This window comes from Paraburkholderia sp. GW821-FHT02A12, assembly GCF_059422005.1.
The window spans coordinates 868,341-884,162 of record NZ_JBWKWA010000001.1; the positions used below are offsets into that span (position 1 = coordinate 868,341).

Annotated in this window: 12 protein-coding genes and 2 pseudogenes; 8 read left to right on the forward strand and 6 right to left on the reverse strand. The window is 63.4% G+C overall.

Annotation, left to right across the window (positions count from 1 at the left end; all coding sequences use genetic code 11):
• Positions 1–18: 18 nt before the first annotated feature.
• The 8 genes and pseudogenes from AC07WT_RS03940 to AC07WT_RS03975 form a co-directional block, all read left to right on the forward strand.
• Positions 19–366: pseudogene (locus tag AC07WT_RS03940) on the forward strand (ATP-binding protein); the annotation flags it as partial.
• Positions 348–1,733, forward strand: a pseudogene (locus AC07WT_RS03945) (sigma-54-dependent transcriptional regulator). The pseudogenes AC07WT_RS03940 and AC07WT_RS03945, both read left to right, overlap by 19 nt.
• A gap of 142 nt (positions 1,734–1,875) precedes the next feature.
• Positions 1,876–2,655, forward strand: a complete 780-nt coding sequence (locus tag AC07WT_RS03950) for a hypothetical protein (RefSeq protein ID WP_494946122.1) — start codon at positions 1,876–1,878, stop codon at positions 2,653–2,655.
• 58 nt (positions 2,656–2,713) lie between these two features.
• Positions 2,714–3,274, forward strand: coding sequence for a hypothetical protein (locus tag AC07WT_RS03955; protein ID WP_492591178.1), 561 nt, complete (start codon positions 2,714–2,716; stop codon positions 3,272–3,274).
• A gap of 12 nt (positions 3,275–3,286) precedes the next feature.
• Positions 3,287–4,540: an MFS transporter gene (locus AC07WT_RS03960; protein ID WP_494946123.1), complete on the forward strand. Its 1,254-nt coding sequence runs from the start codon at positions 3,287–3,289 to the stop codon at positions 4,538–4,540.
• A 33-nt stretch (positions 4,541–4,573) separates the two neighbouring features.
• Positions 4,574–5,827: an arsenic transporter gene (locus AC07WT_RS03965; RefSeq protein ID WP_492591177.1), complete on the forward strand. Its 1,254-nt coding sequence runs from the start codon at positions 4,574–4,576 to the stop codon at positions 5,825–5,827.
• 302 nt (positions 5,828–6,129) lie between these two features.
• Positions 6,130–6,771: a glutathione S-transferase family protein gene (locus tag AC07WT_RS03970; protein WP_494946124.1), complete on the forward strand. Its 642-nt coding sequence runs from the start codon at positions 6,130–6,132 to the stop codon at positions 6,769–6,771.
• A 113-nt stretch (positions 6,772–6,884) separates the two neighbouring features.
• Positions 6,885–7,622 (forward strand): transporter substrate-binding domain-containing protein, encoded by a 738-nt coding sequence (locus AC07WT_RS03975; RefSeq protein WP_492591175.1) that lies wholly within the window; start codon positions 6,885–6,887, stop codon positions 7,620–7,622.
• A gap of 74 nt (positions 7,623–7,696) precedes the next feature.
• Here AC07WT_RS03975 and AC07WT_RS03980 read toward each other — a convergent pair whose 3' ends face one another.
• Genes AC07WT_RS03980 through AC07WT_RS04005 form a run of 6 tightly spaced genes read right to left on the reverse strand, consistent with a single transcriptional unit; the run spans position 7,697 to position 14,920 of the window.
• On the reverse strand, positions 7,697–9,211 hold the full coding sequence (locus tag AC07WT_RS03980; RefSeq protein WP_494946125.1) for a thioredoxin family protein: 1,515 nt from the start codon (positions 9,209–9,211) through the stop codon (positions 7,697–7,699).
• 34 nt (positions 9,212–9,245) lie between these two features.
• The gene (gene yfcF, locus AC07WT_RS03985; protein ID WP_492591173.1) at positions 9,246–9,881 is read right to left on the reverse strand and encodes a glutathione transferase; all 636 of its coding nucleotides are present in this window, start codon (positions 9,879–9,881) and stop codon (positions 9,246–9,248) included.
• A gap of 20 nt (positions 9,882–9,901) precedes the next feature.
• A complete protein-coding gene (locus AC07WT_RS03990; protein ID WP_492591172.1) occupies positions 9,902–11,125 on the reverse strand; it encodes a KamA family radical SAM protein in 1,224 nt (407 codons plus the stop codon).
• The gene (locus AC07WT_RS03995; RefSeq protein WP_492591171.1) at positions 11,122–12,297 is read right to left on the reverse strand and encodes an ATP-grasp domain-containing protein; all 1,176 of its coding nucleotides are present in this window, start codon (positions 12,295–12,297) and stop codon (positions 11,122–11,124) included. The genes AC07WT_RS03990 and AC07WT_RS03995 overlap by 4 nt, the downstream gene beginning before the upstream one ends.
• Positions 12,294–13,514 carry an MFS transporter gene (locus tag AC07WT_RS04000; protein ID WP_494946126.1) on the reverse strand — a complete coding sequence of 407 codons (1,221 nt, stop codon included), beginning with the start codon at positions 13,512–13,514 and terminating at the stop codon, positions 12,294–12,296. Before AC07WT_RS04000 ends, AC07WT_RS03995 begins: the two co-directional genes overlap by 4 nt.
• Positions 13,511–14,920 carry a class I tRNA ligase family protein gene (locus tag AC07WT_RS04005; protein ID WP_494946127.1) on the reverse strand — a complete coding sequence of 470 codons (1,410 nt, stop codon included), beginning with the start codon at positions 14,918–14,920 and terminating at the stop codon, positions 13,511–13,513. Before AC07WT_RS04005 ends, AC07WT_RS04000 begins: the two co-directional genes overlap by 4 nt.
• Positions 14,921–15,822: the final 902 nt, after the last annotated feature.

A 15,822-nucleotide genomic window follows, 5' to 3' on the forward strand; every position in this document is an offset into this window, starting at 1 on the left:
GTTCGGGGTGCGAACGCACAGCCGCAGTTCGATGCGGAGCAACTACGGCGCGCGCTGGACAATCTTCTGCTCAATGCGCTGCGCCATGTTCCGCAGGGAGGGATGGTGACGGTCATTGCCGGAAAGGAACCCTCAGACGTGCGAACAAACCTGAGGATCGCCGTACGTGATGATGGACCCGGCGTGCCGCCCGAACAGCGTGAGCGGATTTTTGAGCCCTTCGTGACGGGCAGGCCTGATGGCTCGGGACTGGGCCTTGCCGTTGTACGGCAGGTGGCTGCGGCGCACGGAGGCCGCGCCTACCTTGAGGATTCGCCTTCGGGCGCGTGCTTTGTGATCGAGATTCCATGGCAACCATTCTCATAGTCGACGACGACGCGGCGTTCCGCGACGGGCTGACGGAAACGCTCGCCGACCTCGGGCATCGTGTGATCGAGGCAACGTCAGGCGAAGCTGCGCTGACGACGCTCGTTGGCACCGCCGTGATCGACTGCGTATTTCTGGACTTCCGCCTGCCCGGCATGGACGGACTCGAGGTGCTTGAGCGCCTGCGCGAGCTGGACCATCGCGGCTCGACGCCTGTGGTCATGCTGACTGCCCACGCGACCAGCGACAACACCATTGGCGCGATGGGACTGGGTGCCTTCGAGCATCTGACGAAGCCAGTAGGCCGCGCCGAAATTGCTGCGCTGCTGGAACAGATATTCCGCGCGAACGTCGGCCCCATCGTTGCCGACCTTGCCGTCGACGAAAGCGCCGACCTGCGTTCGACCCGTGCTCGACTGCTCGGCGTGAGCGACGCGATTCGGGAAGTGCAGAAGCGCCTGGGACGAGCCTCGCAGTCCGATTCGACCGTGCTGATCACCGGGGAGACAGGAACCGGCAAGGAAGTCGCGGCGCGCGTGCTGCACGAGGCATCGTCGCGTCGCACCGGTCCCTTTGTCGCGGTCAATTGCGCGGCCATTCCGGCGGAGCTTCTCGAAAGCGAACTGTTCGGTCACCGTCGCGGCGCTTTTACGTGAGCTTCGAATGATCGTACCGGGCGGCTCATCGAGGCGCATGGCGGGACGCTCTTTCTCGATGAAATCGGCGACATGCCGCCGCCCATGCAGGCGAAACTCCTGCGCGTGCTGCAGGAGCGCCAGGTGACCCCGCTCGGCTCGGACAAGCCGATGGAAATCGACATCCGTGTGATTGCGGCGACGCATAGAGACCTCGACTCGATGGTGGCCGAAGGGACGTTCCGGCGGGATCTGCTGTACCGGCTCAACGTTATTCCACTGCATCTGCCACCGCTCGCGGACCGCGTAGCGGACATCTTGCCGCTCGCCGCGAACTTCCTGTCGCTCGCTCTCGTGGGCAGCGCACGACGCATGCATCTCAGCAACACCGCGCAGCGCGCGTTGCTAGCGCACAGCTGGCCCGGTAACGTCCGGGAACTGCGCAACGTCATGGAGCGCGCTGCTGCGCTCGCGCCGGGCCCAGCGATCACGGAGCATGACCTAGGGCTGACGGCCGCGACCGTCGCAGCGGACGGCGCCGCGCCGCCGTCCCTGGCACTGCCGGCCACGTTACTGGAGCAGCCGCTCGCCGATGCACTGGCCCAGGTGGAGCGGGCCATGATCGTGCGGGCGCTCGAGCGCTCGGGTGGTAACCGTGCCGAAGCGGCCCGGCGTCTTGGCATCAGCCGTCAGTCGCTATATTCGCGGATAGCTAACCTCGGACTGGACTAAACCTGTCCAGCAATCCGACACCGATGTCAACGAACCGGACGCATGTCGGCATGCCAATCACGGCGAATCCCTTGATTGGCTGGCGCTCGCAGATTGGCATGGGCGTTGCGTATAGCTCGGTATTCCGTTACCGGAGCGAATCATGCAACGCTTCCCGTCCTCATCGGCCTCGACGTACCCGGTGCTCCAGCAACGACGCCCCGGAGCATCGACGAGAGCGATCGTCGCGCTCACGTTCGTTGCTTTGACCGCTGCGTGTGCTGCCCAGACGCCGGTCACGTCGCCCGCGCCCGCTCCTCCGCCTGAAGCAGGGCAGCCACTGCCTCCAGCGCCTGCCGCAGTACGTCCCCCGATGCCGCTCCAGCAGACGCCCTTGGTGCAGGGCACGGTGAGTCGGTTCACGATCAACCCGGAAGGCGACGTCGACGGCTTCCTGCTTAGCGACGGCACGCTCGTCAGCTTTCCGCCGCATATGGGCTCGGAGCTCGTCGCACTCGTCCAGCCTCGCGACCGTGTCGCAGTCGACGGTTTGCGCGCCGGCACCGGGGACGTCAAGGCTCGACAGATCCAGAATCTGCGCACGGGTCAGCAACTTGTCGACCAGCCTCGGCCGCCGCCCGATGCGCGCCGTCTGCCTCCGACGCTGCGCGGTGCGGGTCTTGTGAAGCTGACGGCGCAGGGAACGATCCTGCATGTCACGACGGCGCCGCTAGGCGAACCCGATGGCGTGTTGCTGCGTGATGGCACGATCATCAAGCTCACTCCGCTCGCCGCTCAGCAGTTCATCGACATCCTGAAGCCAGAAACTGAGGTCGTCGCGGCTGGCTACGATACGCGTAACCAGTACGGTGAGGCCCTTCAGGCGACCTCCTTTGGCACGCCGGGACGCATGGTGAATCTCTACGGCAGCACCACCCGATGAGCATTGCTCCAACCCGATTCGTATAACCCATTCACACGCCCAACTGAGGAGTTGAACCATGCATTGGATCGATCCGTCCTTTCTTCCTGAAACCCGCGGCCGGGTTTCGCAGTTCCTGCTCAATCCACGCGGCGAGGTTGACGGCCTGATTCTCGACGGCAACCGGCAGGTGCATGTGCCGCCCCACCTGTCGACGCAGGTTACCCGGCAAATCGCAACCGGCGACCGGGTGCGCGTGCGCGGCGTCAAACCCCGCACAGCAGAGATGGTCGCAGCCGTGTCGCTGACGTCGGATCAGGGTGTGGAAATCATCGACAACGGTCCGGACCACGACGCTCCAAAACTGCCGAAAGCCGAAGGCCAGCCGATGGAGGCAAGCGGAGAAGTCATCCTCTCGCTCTACGGGCCAAAGGGCGAGCTGCGCGGCGCGCTGCTCGAGGAGGGTACTTCGCTGCGGATGCCCGCACATGCCGCCGCAGAACTCGTCGATTACCTGAGCACGGGAGCGCATGTGCACGCGTGGGGGCACGGGGTGAGGTCGAAACACGGCCGCACGATCGACGTGCACGAGATTGCTGAACTCGTCGACTCCTCCGACGGCGTCGTAGAACACACCTGAGTGGTCGCCATCATGAAACCTACCCGCGCACTCGAGGCACTTAACTTCTTCATGGCCGACGTGCAGGCGGGCATCGGACCGTTCATCGGTGTGGTCCTTCTGGGGCGCGGATGGGGTGCCGACGCGATCGGCACCGTGATGACGCTCGGCGGCATCGCAGGGATGGTCGCGACTTCCCCCGCGGGTGCACTTGTCGATTCGACAAGGCACAAACGCACCGTCATCGTCGCAGCCGGTGCGATGAGCACGCTCGCTTCGCTCGCATTGTGGTTATCGCACGGATACTGGATGGTTGCCGCTTCGCAGGTCGCAACCGCGGTGACCGGCGCCGCACTCGGCCCCGCTGTGGCCGGGGTCACGCTGGGTATTGTGCGTCAGCACGGTTTCGACCGCCAGTTCGGTCGCAACCAGATGGCCAACCACGCTGGCAACGTCGCCGGTGCGGCCCTTTCCGGGTGGCTCGGCTGGCGCTTCGGCTTTGGTGCGGTGTTTGCCCTTGCGGCGATTTTTGGCGCGCTGACGGTGCTCACTGTCCTGAAGATCTCCGGCCACGCGATTGATCACAACAGCGCCCGCGGACTTGCACCATCAGCATCCGCTGACGGGCACGCCGGTCATCGGGCGAGCGGTCTGGGAATCCTGTTCGAAAGCAGGCCGTTGCGACTGCTCGCAGCATCGCTCGCGCTATTCCACCTGGGTAACGCCGCGATGCTGCCGCTTTACGGGATCGCGATCGTCGCTACCCATCAGGGCGATCCGAGTGCATTCACTGCCGAGACGATCGTGATCGCCCAGACTGTGATGGTCGGTACCGCGTGGATTGCGCCCCGCCTCATTCGTTGGCGGGGCTACTGGGCGACGATCCTGATCACGTACCTGGCACTTCCGATGCGAGGAATGATTGCGTCCTTTCTGATGAGCGCGTGGGGCGTGTGGCCGGTACAGGTACTAGATGGCGTCGGGGCGGGCCTCCAAAGCGTTGCCGTGCCGGCGCTGGTCGTACGCCTGTTGCAGGGGACAGGCCGGGTGAACATCGGTCAGGGCGTGGTGATGACGGTCCAGGGGATCGGCGCTGCGCTCAGTCCCGCGCTGGGCGGTGTGCTGGCCCAGCGATTCGGTTACGCGACCGCGTTTCTCGCACTCGGTGCGATTTCGATGGGCTCCCTGGCACTGTGGCTCGGCTTCGGGCGCGCGGTGAGGCACGCGTGCCGCGCACAACCGGAATCGCTGCAGCCGAACCGTGGCGCCGCGACCGCGACGTCGTGATCGATTTCATTGATCCATTGCAGACACAGGCACGTGAATCCAGTTCTTCTCTCCTGGTGCATCGCCGCGCTGGCGACCGCCGGCGTCATTGCCAGACCATTTAACTGGCCCGAAGCGGTGTGGGTGGTCGCGGGCGCGATACTGCTCCAGTGGCTCGGATTATTGCCAATGAGTCTTGCGTTGCAGGCGGTCGGCAAGGGCACCGATGTCTATCTCTTCCTCATCGGCATGATGCTCCTCTCGGAAATCGGCAGGCGGGAGGGACTCTTCGATTGGTTCGCAGTGCTCGCGGTGAACCACGCCAGAGGTTCTCCGCGACGGCTGTTCGTGTTGGTCTATCTCCTGGGCATGGTGATCACGACGTTTCTCTCCAACGACGCGACAGCTGTCGTGCTGACCCCAGCGGTATTCGCAGCGGCAAGGAAGGCGAAAACCAAACCGTTGCCGCTGCTGTTCGTCTGCGCGTTGATTGCCAACGCCGCGAGCTTCGTTTTGCCGATCTCGAACCCGGCCAATCTCGTGCTGTATGGCAATCACACGCCCGCGCTCGGCAGGTGGCTTGTGCGATTCGCCTTGCCTTCTCTACTCTCGATTGTCGTAACCTTCGTCATGCTGCGATGGTCACAACGCCGCGAATTGGCAGGGATGTGCGCAGCGGATGTGCCTGCCGTTGATCTGTCCGCCGGGGGGCGTTTCGCGCTGGCTGGCATAGGGGTGACGGCTGCCGTGCTGCTGGCCGTCTCATCGCTCGATCTGCAACTCGGGCTACCGACGGCGATTCTCGGCACGCTGACCATGGTCGTCGTGCTATGGCGCGACCGCACATCGCCCTGGCCTCTTTTGAAGGAAGTATCGTGGAGCGTGCTGCCGCTGGTGGCAGGACTCTTCGTGCTGGTGGAGGCGCTCGATTACACCGGAGTGATCCGGATGCTTGCCGGCCTGCTGCAGGTATTCACGTTGCAACATGAACCCGTGGCGGCCGCATCGGCCGGTATGATCATCGCGCTCGCGAGCAACGTGATCAACAACCTGCCCGCCGGCCTCATGGCGAGTTCGACGTTGTTGCAGGCGCATAGTCCGGAGCGCATCATCGATTCGGTGTTGATCGGCGTCGACATCGGTCCGAATCTATCGGTCACCGGGTCGCTCGCGACCATCCTGTGGCTCACGGCTATCCGGCGCGAGGGCGAGCGTGTAGGCTTTTTCCAGTTCCTCGTGGTGGGTGGAGTCGTGATGCTGCCGGCGCTCCTGGTCGCACTTGGCGCACGATTGCTGACAGGCGGGTAACCCGCAAGATCAAAGTGCTGGCGGTGAAAGTCGGCGTCTCTTATTGCGGGGGAAGCGGTCATTCGACGGCTAAGTTTCAATGACGCTTATGGGTCGGCTATGGAGCTCGACGGGCGGATGCGACCGACGATCATCGGAGGTCGCTCGATTTCCAGGATCGGCCAGGAAGGGACACTCAACCCTGACACATGGATCGTTGACGATTTGCCTATCTGCTGCCGATTAGCCGCGTCGAACTGGAGGTCGCAGGCTTCGTTAAACTACGGTATCCGCGCCTCTCATGCGCGACGGGGACTAATTCTGTGGCAAGAGACGAAGTGGTGACCCTTTACGGAGCCGCATGGAGCGTCTATGTGCGCATCGTGCGGCTTGCGCTGGAAGAGAAACAGGTTAAATATGGCTTGGTCGAGGTAGATGTATTCGCAGACGCAGGCGTTCCGCACGAGCATCTGACGCGTCACCCATTTGGCCGCATTCCGGCCTTCGAGCATGGCGATTTCCATCTTTACGAGACAGGCGCGATTGTTCGCTACATCGATGACGCTTTTCCTGGATGCAAACTCCAGCCGCCCGATCCGAAAGCTCGGGCCAAGGTAAACCAGATCGTTGGAATACTGGACGCATACGCTTACAGAACATTCGTTTGGGACATATACGTTGAACGGGTGGTTTCAGCCCGCGAAGGCCGGTTAGCAGATGAGCACAAGATCGCCGCCGCGCTACCGCGTGCCGCCGTATGTTTATCCGAGCTGACCAGGCTGTCTGATGACCAAGGGTTCATGATTGGCGGTGGCGTGACCCTTGCCGATCTGTACGCCGCTCCGATCTTCGCATGCTTCATGCAGGCACCTGAAGCCGTCAACTTAATGCACACGTGCGAAAAGCTCGTCGATTGGTGGCAACGATTCGCATCTCGCACCAGCATGTCCCGAACAGGACCGTGAGCAGATGCCTGCTGCACGCAACGGCCAAAACGCCACATCCGTGCGTGCAACTGGAATCGTCGAAAATCGGCTCAAGGGACTTGATGTCCCTTTTCCTTTCGTGAGACACAACGATGAAGGTAACGATTGCCTATATCGAGGAACCACCGTTCGGTTGGACGGAAGCGGACGGAACACCCACTGGTGCTGACATTGAGCTCGCCGAAGCGATTCTGCGGCAGATCGGTGTCTCCCGGATCGAGCATCGTCTGACGACGTTTAGTGAACTGCTACCTGGCGTCGAAGCCGGTCGGTGGGACATGAACGTTCCACTTTTCGTAACGCCCGAACGGGCTGCTCGGGTGGCGTTCAGCGTGCCCGTATGGGCGATCGGGGACGGCTTCCTAGTTCGGGCGGGCAATCCAAAGTCGCTTAAGAGCTATGCGTCACTTGCCAAACGCCGGGATGCGCGCCTTGGCATCATTGCGGGCCAGGTGCAGCACGACTCGGCAAGGGCAGCGGGAGCAACCGAGGAACAGATAGCCATCTTCGAGCATCAGAGCGACGCTATCGCAGCGGTGCGCTCGGGGGCGATCGATGCATACGCAAGCACCGCCTTGGGAAATCGCATACTTGCGGAGAGCATCGACGATTCGGTCCTCGAGGCTGTGGAGCACGACCGGGAAGCGAGTGAGAAGCACCGAAATCTTCCTGTCGGAGCATTCTCGTTTAATAGAAAAAACAGAGATTTGCTCAATGCGGTGAACGAGCACCTGAGTTCATATTTGGGCTCATCAAGCCACCGCGCTCGCATGGCGAGATTCGGCCTGACACACAACGAGATTGATCCTGCTCTCGTCCGTCGGGCATAAGACAGCCATCGGCCACAACCGGTCACTCGACGCTTCGGTCCAAATCGTCAACAATCGACTCTTCGGGTCAGTGTTCATCCGCGAGCGACTTCAGCGTCCTCCCAATACCGGGCGTAAAGCGCCTGCAACTCGTCGCCCTTGCGACGCAGGGTTGCCACCGCATCGAAGAACAGGCTACGCTTCTCTTCGCCGGGCAGACCAATCATCGCGCCCTCGGCGGTGCCAAGCGCGGTGAAGATCCGCGCTGCCAGTCGTTCGGTTTCCGTGCGCACGCGGCCGATGCGCTCACAAATCGTCTCCAGCACCGCGGCATGGTCCTGCAGGTGCCAGCCTAGACGGTTCAGACGGAAGCGCACGCACACATCCGACCCCTCCCACCAGCTACGCGCGAAGTCCAGCTCAGCGTCCGTCACGCCGGCGAACTCTTCCTGCAGCTCATTGTGACGCCGCTCCCAAGTCTGCAGCAGATCAGCGAGTGTTCCGAAGTTGGCGGGCGGCGGGCCGCACTTCTTCCAGATGGCATCCACCGGCCTCGCGCCATCGTGCTTGACGCCTGCGTAAGCTGCTCGCGCATTGCGGATCGCCGACCCGTGGGCCCAGAACTCCGCCATCACGCAGTGCACGATGTTGTTGCGGACCGTGCGCTGCTTGCCCAGCGAATAGTTCTCGTGCAAATGCTGGCGGTCCCAGTCGCTCAGGCGCAGTCCATGTAGCGTGCCTTGCAGCGAACGGTACGACACCTGCCAGTGCTGCAGGATCAACTGGGCCTGCGTCAGCGGAGCACCCTTCGACTGCCGCAGTCGCATTGCAGTGTTTCCGGCATCCAGCAGCGTCTGGTAGACGCCGAGACACACTTCGCGCAGACAGTCCGAGTAATGCGCCCAACCGCCTTCGCCCGGCGTGCCGGGCCAGTCGGTCATCAGATCCGTATCGGGGATCGCGGTCAGCAGCGAGCAGAAGCGCCGCACCTCATTCGCGATCTCCGACAGAGCCGGCAGCGCCGGTGCGACCGGATGGGCACGCGCTTCTTCCGGATATCGCCCACTGTTTTGTGCGACGGGCAGCCAATACCGCGCCTCCTCATAGGTCAGCGAATCGGTCGCCTGCGCGACGACCTCGCTCAGCGCCTGCCCGGCGAGCGCGAAGTCGCCGTTGAACAGGTGGCGCTTGCCCAGCCCCAAGGCTAGCTGCCCGAGGAACTGCGCGACGCCGAGGTTGCCGGCCACGTCGTGGTACACCCGGGTATAGCCAAGATCCAGCCGGGTATGCAACGGCGCACCCAGGAACTTGTGGAAGATGTCCCCGTTCGAGGAGATGAGCTGCACGACCGGCGACATGATGAAGATGTGGCTGCCCACCAGCGAAGCGACACGCGTGTCCACCCGCCCCTGCTCGACCTCCACCCACATCGGGATGGCGGCCATGCCGATGGCGTTCTGGACGGCCTCGTTGGACAGTACCTCGTGTGCCAGCCGCTGGCAGCCGCCGCACGACTGGCTGTGGAAGTAGATCAGGATGGGCTTGTCGTTGGCCACGGAAGCCGCGATCGCTTCCTCGTGACGGTCTTGTGTGATCCAGTCGATCGTCATGACGCACTCCTTGGGTTGGCGCGTGAAAAGAAGGTCATACCGAACGGGCGCGCAGCCAGCGCTGCACCGGGTCGCTTTGCCACTGCGCCTCGACGTAGTCGACAAGGCGTTGAGGGACTGGGTCGTCGTTGGCGACCAGGCGCTTGAGCATCACGGCAAGGTCCAGATCAGCGATGCTCCAGTCCCCATACAGATGGGCGTTGCCCTGAGGCAGAAGCTTGTCGGCCACCTCGTACAGATGCTGGGCGCAGGCTTGCGCGCGCGCAGACAGCGGCTTCTGCGACAGGGCGATGAAGATGACCTCGGTGGGACGCTCGTTGCGGATCGGCTGCAGGTCGCTGCGCAGCCACGCCTGCAACTGACGCGCGCGGGCGCGCGCATGGGTGTCCCGCGGATACAACGCCGGTGCATCCGGCGGCGGTAGCAGCTCCTCCAGGTACTCCGCGATGGCAGAGGACTCCGTGAGGAAGAAGTCGCCGTGGCGCAGCAGCGGCACCCGCGCAGTGAGCGACGGGATCGCGAAGTCCGGCTCCCGGTTCTGGCGTTGCGCCAGGTTGACCGAGCGCACCGAGAAATCCAGGCCCTTGTGGGTAAGTGCCGCGTAGGCACTCAAACCCCACGGGCTGGTGAAGTCGGAGTCGACCACCAACTCCATGCTGTTGCGATTCATTTCGTTGCACTCCTTGTGGTTCAAGTACGCTCGCACGATCGAAGATTCCCTGCGGGCTCCAGGTTCCGCTGTCGCGCCCGCTTGCCCTCGTAGTTGGTGGCCCACACCTCACCCGTTGCTCCGTCTTGCATGACGTAGGTGGGCAGCATGGGCATTTTCCCGAGGCCGCCTGTGCCATCCACGACGAAGGTCGGTACGGCCGGTCCGCTGATCCAGCCGCGCAGTCCCCGAGCGATCTCGGTCATCTCCTCCAGCGGCACCGTGAACTGCCAGTTCCCCTCGGCGCTGTCGTTGGAGTAGACGTAGTAGGGACGTACGCCGATCTCGACCAGCCGCATGCACAATTCCCGCTGAATCGCGATGCTGTCATTGACGCCGCGCAGCAGTACTGCCTGGTTGCCAAGCATCACCCCCGCCTTGCGAAGCATGGCCAGGCGGCGCACCAACAGCGGCGTGATCTCCTTCGGATGGTTGATGTGGAGGTTGATCATCTGCACGTTATGCCGGGCCAGCAGCTCGCACAGCTCGGCCGTGATGCGCGTAGGAAGCTGGACCGGCAGGCGCGAGCCGATTCGAAGAAGCCGCACGTGCGGTGCTTCAGCACGGATCCTGGCCAGGATCTCGTCGAGCTTTCTGTCGTTGAGGATCAGCGGGTCACCGCCGCTCAGCAGCACATCCTCGATCTCCCGGTGCGAGGCGATATACCGGATACCTGCATCGATGACATCGCCGGTGATGGCCGCCTCGGCGTCGGACACCAGGCGCTTGCGAGTACAGTACCGGCAGTAGGCACCGCACGTGTTCTGGACGAGGAACAGCACGCGCTGCGGGTACCTGTGCACCACCGACGACCCGGCCACCCCAATCGCGTCGTCCTCGGCCAGCGAGTCCCGCACCTCATACGGCCGGATCACCAGCTCGTTGTTCGTGGGGAGGTACTGCCGGCGGATCGGGCACGACTGATCGGCCGGATCCATCAGCTGCGCCATATACGGGGTGACCCGGAAGTTGAAGAACGAGTACAGGTCTTCTGGCACGTCCTCCACGTGCTCGAGGATCCCGGCGAGCTGTGAGTGGTGCGTGTACCGCCTCGACAGCTGCTGCGTCCATGACTCACGCTCGGGGTCGTAGGCGATCAACGCCTCGCGTGTCCTCAGCATGCGAGGCCGCATCGCGACGGTTTGACCGGCGCCCGGCGCAACTGCGATCGGCTCGTCAGGGAGCACGGCGTCCTGGCCACTCATTGCACCGGCTCCGTCACGAGTTGAACCTTGGCGATCAGCTCTTCGATGCTGCGGCGGATGTCACCGGAAGTCGGCGCACGCAGAGCGAAGGCGATGTAGTCATAGGCGTGCTCGATCTTTCGTCCCAGCTTGACGGAGCGCATTGCGTACATGCAGTTCTCCGCGGACAACGGGGCGCAGTGAAAGCCCGTGAAGGTGCGGGGCCGCTGCGCGAAGTTCATGAGAAGCCAGCCGGCTGCCGCCTTCTGTCCCAGCCGCCGTAGCCGAGGCTGCAAGCCCAGGTCGGTCTCGATGTGAAACTTCAGCAGGTCCATGCCGTAGACATCGATGAAGTTCCGATAGATCTCGCCGCCTCCCACCCGGCAAGCGATCTCCAGAAAGACAAGCTCGTCGGCCCTGTTATGCACCACTTCGAGGTGGAATACCCCTTCGCGCAGCGGCAGGGCCTTGACCACCATTTCTGTGAATTCGACCAGACGCTGGTTCAGGACGGGCTCATCGACCTTCACCGACCCGATAGGCTGGGCGTTCACGTAGTGCTGGTAGCAGGTGATGGTGTACGCGTGCGGCACGCAGACGACCTGACCATCGCGATACCCGCCGTCGATGTGGAAGACCTCGCCATCGACGAACTCCTCGACCAGCACCGAAGCCTCCGCGGCCGCGAGCGCGGCCTCGGCCTGCGCGGCGGTGTGGCAGATCGTGACGCCCATTGCGGCGGCGCCGTCCGGGCGCTTCACGACGCAAGGCACGAAGGAACCGGTATCGACCTTGGCGGGCAGTTCGCGCGGCACGCGGATGCCGCGTTCTGCCACGTGCCGCTTCATCAGACGCTTATCACGATAGAGCTCCACATCCGCGGCGCGAGGACCGGGGATGTGAAGGGCATCGCGGATGCGGGCGGCCGGAAGCACGCTGAATTCGTCGACGCCAATGACGCGCTCGAACGGAAACGTCTGGTGCAGACCCACCGCAGCATTCACCATTTCGTCGTGGTTATCGAAGTCCTTGACGGTGGTCATCCCATGGATGTGGTCCGGGTCGAGGAACGTGCGCACCGCCTTGACGCCACTGTCGTCACACAGGTAGTGGACCTCATGCACATCGTGGTCTACATACTGATGGAAGAAGTGCATCAAGCCACTCCAGTTGTTCAGAATCAAAATCTTCACGAGACGTCCTCCTGCAGGGTCGCGCCCAACTGGCGCATCTGGGTCATTCGGCGGTGTGAGACGAGCGGCAGCAGCGGCCAGCACAACAGGGTCAGGATCGCGGCCACCGTGCAGGTCTGCGTCACGCCGGCACACGCCGACACAACCCCGGCGAACAGGGCGCCCAGCGGCGCGCTGCCGTAGGAAACCAGGCGATAGAAGGCGTTTGCCCGCCCCAGCAACTGCGCCGGCACCACCTCCTGGCGAAACGTGACCGCAATGGTTCCCCACAGGCTGACCGCCACGCCGATCGCCACGAACCCCGCCAATGCGATCGGCAGGCGCTCCGCTGTCGCGACGGCGCCGAGGGCGATTGTGAGCAGTACGATCGCGCCACGCAGCACCCGGGCGTCGCCCAACCAGCGGCGAGCTGGACCGATCAGGCCTAGCGCCAGCACGGAGCCGGCCGACACTGCCGTTAGCGACGCGGCAAAGAGGTACTGTGTGTCCTCTCCGAACCGATGTACGTAAAGCACCAGGAGGCTGAAGAACGCGGTCATCGCGAAATTTGCCAGCCCCGTCACGACGGCCAGCGTCAGCAAGATTCTGTTGCCGCACACGAAGCGCACACCGTCCAGCAGATGGCCCCACTCTTGCCCACCAGCCAGCTCGGGGCGTATCTCGCGCGGGCTCAGCGTGCTGACCAGGACCGTTGCCCCGAAACAGGCGATTGCGACGATGACGAATGGCAGCCACTTCTCGACCCCGAACAGCGTGGCGCCCAATGCGACACCGAAAAACGAGTTCATGACCAACTCGAGCACGCTCAACCTTGCGTTGGTTTTCGCCAGAGCATCGGCCGCCACGACTGCCGGCACGAGCGTCGGCTCCGCGGTGTTGACAAACACCTCCAGTACGCCTAGCGCGAAGATGACCGCCAGCAGCAGCGAGACCGCTGCGCCAGATGCTGCCACCGCCAACGCCGGCAGCATCAGCAGCGCCCGCGTCGCGTGCGACGCAACGAGTACGCGCCGGGCGCCATGCCGGTCCACCGCCAGGCCGGCATACAGCGCGAACAGCAGCCACGGCAGGTGCGTCAGCGCCGTGGTCAAGGCGACGACCAACGGCGAGCGCGTGAGCCCCGCGACCAGCAACGGGAACGCGGACACGCGGACTCCATCGGCCAGATTCCCGACGGTTGCCGCCAGCAGTAGACGACCGCCTCCGCGCGCGCTCATCGGGCAACCTCCAGGCACTTGTCGATCTCGCGGGCGAGGCGTGGCAATACGGGTGCGGCCAGCTCCGAGAGACCGCGCAGCCATTGGCCGGCGCTCGCCGCCGGGCGCAGCGACACCCACTTATCGATGGCCCGGGGAAAGACGGCGATGTCCGCGACGCCATCCTGCATAGCATCGCGTACCGTCTCCCGCAGGTGTCCCAGAACCCCGTTGATCTCTTCGGACAAGCGCGAAGTTCTCGTCGCATAGACGCTCGCCGAGCGCGCCATATCGACGAGCCTTGCGTAAGCCGCCTCTTCGCTGCGAAGTTCGACCAGGGAGAGGTCAACATCTCGCTGCGCGTCGAATTTGCGGCACACGTACATGCGGATCGCTTCTGCATCGCTGCCGCTGGCATCGCGCACCCAGATGGCGTAGTTGCCGCTCGTCGACATTTTCCGGCCGTCGAGGTTGTAGAAAGGGCTGATCCACTGGTAACGGTACGGCCGGTAGTAGCCGGTGGTCATCGCCAGCGCGGGGATGTCGGCCAACAACAGCCCCACGTTGTCCTTGCCGTACGCAAGGATGGAGACCACATCGCTGCTCGGACCGAAGGCGTTTTCCTTGAGCTCAAGGGACGCACAAGCGAGGTCGCCGAGAAGTAGTTGCTCCACCAAGGTGAAGTTGCGGTTATAAAAGACCACACTCTGAGCTAGCGACAGGCCCCAGGTGTCCACATTGGTCCATTGCAGCTGCAACTGGGGCGCATTAAGGCGTGCCGTCACGAGAGGTAGGTATGGGCGGGCGGACGGAAGAGACTCGAGATAGGCATGCAGCCCATGAACGGGCGTGGTCACGAATTCGACGTCTACGGTATGCCAGTGGATCGTCGAGCCGTCGACTGTCTCAGTGTCGCTCAGCTCGGACGGCAACAGCGAACGGCCGCACGGGTCGCAGGCGTATCCCTTCACCGCCGCCTTGCAGTATGCGCACCGCCCGCGAAGCCAGTTCCCGCCGAGCGGCCGTCCCGCATCGTCAAACGGAAACTTCGCGCCGCGTTGACTCACGCGAGGGCCGTACGTCTCTCGCAGCGCGCCGACCAACTGGCGCGCTAGCCCCGAGTACGCAGTGTCGGCATAGTTGATCAGCCCATCGATGTGAATCTCGAGGTACCGGAGCTCCGCCGCGATCTGCGCCGTGATCAGAGCGGCGTGCGCTTGCGGCGTGCGGCCTTCGCGTTGCGCCGCGACGCAGACCGCGTTGTCGAAGACGTCGAAGCCGCCGTAATAGGCCACCCGGTGGCCCTGCTGCTCCTGATACCTGCGAAACACATCCAGCGGCAGGTATTGCGCGCCTACGTGCCCCAGGTGCAGGGCGCCGTTGGGCGTCGGCATGGCCGCGACGAGGAGGTACTTCTTGGGCAGCATTGAGATTCCCTCCGCCTGCGAGAAAAGAGTCTGCCCACCGTCGCCAGTACACCCTCTGCGCCGTTGGAGCCAACATAAAGACGAACAATGCGCGCCGCAGCGCGTCGCGTTAGACGCCGCTGTCATATCGGTCTGCGTTGTCAGTCCGAGCAGCCGAACATTGAATCGTCTTTGCCGGTCCAATGCATAGAACGGGCCACATACACGGTAAAGCTGCGCGCTGACCCGGCCACTGCCGGAAATCGCGGCGCCATGCCCATCCCAGGCGAGCGCCGAGCGATGGCTTTGAAGCCGGCGAGAGGGAGTGTGATGGTCTGCACCCAACACATACGTGCGGTGCTGTTGGCAAAATCCTGTGAAGACGAAACACGCTCCGGTTGCGCTTGAAGATTTCGATGCCGGCGCCTCGGCATTGCGCATCGTACCGGGTACGTCGAACGCTCCACGCAACACGTCCTCGATGTGTCGTGGAGTTTGCGATTGGGGTAGAAATTGGCACTGGCTGCGGCCACGGGTTTCGCCCAGACGTCGCGCTTCTCGATATCTGTCTGGCAGGGGGTGTACGGGGACGTGGTCGTGAGAGAACTGCGGCAACCTTGTGCGACGCGTGCGCGATACATGTGGCGGCCAGATATGGCATGCCCTCGGACCGGATACGGTCAACGGAGGCTCCCAAGCTCCTTCGCATTCTCCCTGGACGCAAGAAAAAAGGATCTCAAGACCGCGAACGGTGCCGGGCGTCTCCCTTGAGTTCACGAGACCGAGGGATCGAAGTAGGAACCGGGCCCGGTTCGACGCGTTTGAACGACCGTTACTGAGAAATGCGACCGGCCCTTGTGGGTCGAGTCCGGAAGCTGACTTCGTGCGGAAGCGCATCGTTCGATGCCCGTCATCCATGGAGC